General features: G+C 30.2%; 4 protein-coding genes. 3 read left to right on the top strand and 1 reads right to left on the bottom strand.

The window, feature by feature from the left end; translation table 11 throughout:
- Positions 1-137: 137 nt before the first annotated feature.
- A complete protein-coding gene (locus VK998_RS01600; protein ID WP_325224732.1) occupies positions 138-467 on the top strand; it encodes a hypothetical protein in 330 nt (109 codons plus the stop codon).
- A gap of 112 nt (positions 468-579) precedes the next feature.
- Here the strand turns inward: VK998_RS01600 and mnmH are convergent, their stop codons facing one another.
- A complete protein-coding gene (gene mnmH / locus VK998_RS01595) occupies positions 580-1,611 on the bottom strand; it encodes a tRNA 2-selenouridine(34) synthase MnmH (RefSeq protein WP_325224731.1) in 1,032 nt (343 codons plus the stop codon).
- A 206-nt stretch (positions 1,612-1,817) separates the two neighbouring features.
- Here mnmH and VK998_RS01590 point away from each other — a divergent pair, with 206 nt between their 5' ends.
- Both VK998_RS01590 and cmr1 read left to right on the top strand, forming a co-directional pair.
- Positions 1,818-2,792 (top strand): dipeptidase, encoded by a 975-nt coding sequence (locus VK998_RS01590; protein ID WP_325224729.1) that lies wholly within the window; start codon positions 1,818-1,820, stop codon positions 2,790-2,792.
- Positions 2,793-2,975: 183 nt separating this feature from the next.
- On the top strand, positions 2,976-3,532 hold a 557-nt coding region (gene cmr1, locus VK998_RS01585), incomplete at its 3' end, for a type III-B CRISPR module RAMP protein Cmr1 (protein WP_325224727.1).

Below are 3,532 nucleotides of genomic sequence, written 5' to 3'. Positions count from 1 at the left end.
CCAGCCGCTTGGTCATCGCCAGGGCGAACGTCGGGCCGTCGGCGAGCCGCCGGGCCCAGGCCTGGGCCTGCGACCGCACGTCGGCGTCGTCCACCACGCGGTTGGCCAGCCCGTACACCAATGCCAAATTTGAAGCAATGGACAAAAGATTTGAATCCATGGAGGAGAATACCAATGCCAAATTTGAAGCAATGGACAAAAGATTTGAATCCATGGAGGAGAATACTAATGCAAAATTTGAAACAATGGACAAAAGATTTGAATCCATAGAGGAGAATACCAACGCAAAATTTGCATCTATAGAAGAAACGATAGTCAGAGAAATTGAGTCTACTAGAGTTGAATTAAAGGCAGAAATTCAATATGTTCATGATGAACTTAAGGATTTAAGAATGGATCTTGCTAATGTAGAACAGATAACTGCTAAAAATTGGCTGGATATTTCTAGATTAAAAGCTGTGAAATAATATGAGAGGGCAAGGAGTAAGGATTCTGCGCCTATTCTTTCACCTTAACGATAAAAAATGGACACTTCTTGAAGGAAAAAAAGGTGGGACTTGTAAGTCTCACCAAATTTTTTTAACTATAAAACTCATCTACCCACTGAATTATATTATTAGTAACATTCTCTATATCATCACTATTGAAAACCTTACAATATTCTCTATCATTATGTTCGTACATAGGGTCATAATATTTAATCATTAGTTCTTCTGCTACTAGGTTGTATTGATGATTTTTTACTAGGTTTATATATCTGTCAATATTTTTATCACCTAAATGTTTTCTTAGATGATCTAAAGATTCTATAAGTTCATTATCTGTATCATGAACATATGAATCTAAGATATTAGTAATTCTGGTTTTTATATTAGCCTCAACTTTAATGTTTATTCCCTTTTGCATGGCTTTAAACAGATACTCAGGTATTATGTCCTTTCCTATTCTTCGACTTTCTCCCTCAATAAACACTAAGTTAGATTTTCTTTTAATTAATGATTCATATAGTAGGGATTCAAACATTTTTTGAGAATTCTGTTTACCTAGACCAACACTTCCTAATATAGACCCTCTATGATTAGCACAACCTTCAAGATCTAGAATATCCATTCCTTTTTTTTTAAGATTTTCTAAGATTAGAGTTTTTCCTGTTCCTGTATTGCCATAAAGTACAATAAATTGAATGTTTTTAATTAAATCAGGAAGATGGGTATAAATATATTTTCTATAGGATTTATAACCACCATCCAGTTTAAAGACATTTATTCCTATTGATTCAAGAAAAGAGACTAAAGAATTACTTCTCATACCACCTCTGGCACAGAAAAATATCAGATTATCATATTTCCTTTTAAGCTCCATAATCTTTTCATAAATAGTAGGAAGTTTTTTTGAAACAAAGTCTATTCCAACCTTTTTGGCTTTTTCTATACTTTCTTGTTTATAGATGGTACCAATGATAGATCTTTCTTCATCATTAAAAATTGGAATGTTAATAGCACCAGGAATAGTTTCAGAATTATACTCAGATGGACTTCTTACATCAATAAATACATAATTCTTGTCCAACCAATTATTTTCTATTTCTTCATATTTAATTGTTTTTAACACATTGATCCCTTCTTCTAATGTAATGTTATAAGCAAATATTTCCTCTATTTTTCAATGTTTATAGAACACATTATAGCATATATAACAGATTTAAACAATTTCTAACAAGTAGGCTATGTAATTGGGAATTATGCAGGAATATTCATGGGGCAATTATTGCAATTGTTGTAGTATAATAGATAGTACAAACTAGAGGAGGCAAAAGTATGATATTTGATGGACACGGTGATATATGGACAGATGTTACATTAAAGAGAAGTAAAGATAAAAAAGATATTATTAGAAATATGCATTTAGATAGATTTAGAAAAGGGAATATGATAGGTGGAATATTTGTTATATGGGTAGACCCTCCTTATGATAAAAATCCCCAAGCTAGGACCTTGGAAATTATTGAGCATATGAGTACGGAAATAATGGAAAATCAGGATATAATAAAAATAGTAAAAAATACAAAGGATTTTGATCAAGCTTTATCACAAGAAAAATTAGCTGTAATTATAGGAATGGAAGGGTTAAGTGGAATTGGAGATAGAATAAATTTAATAAATGCACTATATCTATTTGGAGTTAGGCATATGTCTTTAACATGGAATGAAGAGAATCTATTAGCCACAGGAGCTAGAGGCAATCCAGATAGAGGTTTGACACAAAAAGGAATTGAAGCAGTCAAATTAATGGAGAAATTAGGTGTAATAATAGATCTTTCTCATGCTAATGACAAAACCTTTTGGGATATATACGAAAATACTGAAGGTATTATAATTGCTTCTCATTCAAATGCTAGAGCATTATGCAATGTGGCAAGAAATCTTTCTGATGAACAGATAAAGGCAATTGCTGAAAGGGAAGGATTGGTTGGATTAAATTCATTCAATGAATTCATACATTTAGATAGAGATAAACAAGATATTCATCATCTTGTTAATCATTTAGATCATATGGTAGAAGTAGCAGGAATTGATCATGTAGGTTTTGGATTTGATTTTTTCCATTATCTAAAGACAGATACTATAGATAGTTTTGTGGAAAATGTAAATATCGGAACTAAAGGATTTGAAACCATAGAAAAAATTCCAGATTTAATAAATATCCTTGAAACTAGAGGTTATACAAAAGAAGATATAGAAAAAATATCCTATAAGAATTATTATAGGATAATTAGAGAAGTATTAGGATAATAGTGACCTATTGAAGACTACTTTCCTGTATGTGGTATGCGGGAAGTAGTCTTTTGTTATATATAAACCTATTAGAAGAAAGGCTTATTTATTATTAATAAATTTCAATATAAAAGAGGAATCTAATGGATATATGTAGAATAATAGGGAAAAGGAGTAAATTTACATTTGGGAGGTGAGAATATGGAAAAAGAAAAACTTACTATTAAACTAAAAACCTTAACCCCTATATGGACTGGGGATGCATTTGGGGAAAGTAACAAAATTAAAAGTCAATCTATTTATGGGGGATTAAGATATTGGTTTGAATTATATTGCAAATCTGTAGGGATAGTTGTTAAGGATTTTGAAAATGAAGAATTAGATAAAAAAATGTATATAAAAGAAATGGATGATATCATTAATAGTCAAAACAATTTTGGTATAGATGAAGTAAAAAAAATAATTATGAATAACTGTGGCATAACTCTTACATCACAGATATTTGGCTGTAAAGGATTAAAAGGAGACTTAGAAATAATTGATATAAATAGTAATAAGAAGATCATTAATAAAAATAATATAGATTTTAGATTTTTAAATATGAATATAAAATTTTGGATGAATAAAATTTTTTTCAATAATGCTGAAAACTTAGAATGCCACTTGGATTTAGTTTTAAAAGTAAAACTTTCACATCATTATATTCGGGAATTTAAAAGGTTTTTAAAGTATTATGAGGATAAAATTATTTTAATAGG

The organism is Schnuerera sp. (assembly GCF_035459645.1).
GTDB lineage: Bacteria > Bacillota > Clostridia > Tissierellales > Tepidimicrobiaceae > Schnuerera.
This window is presented reverse-complemented; position numbering and strand designations above follow the sequence as displayed.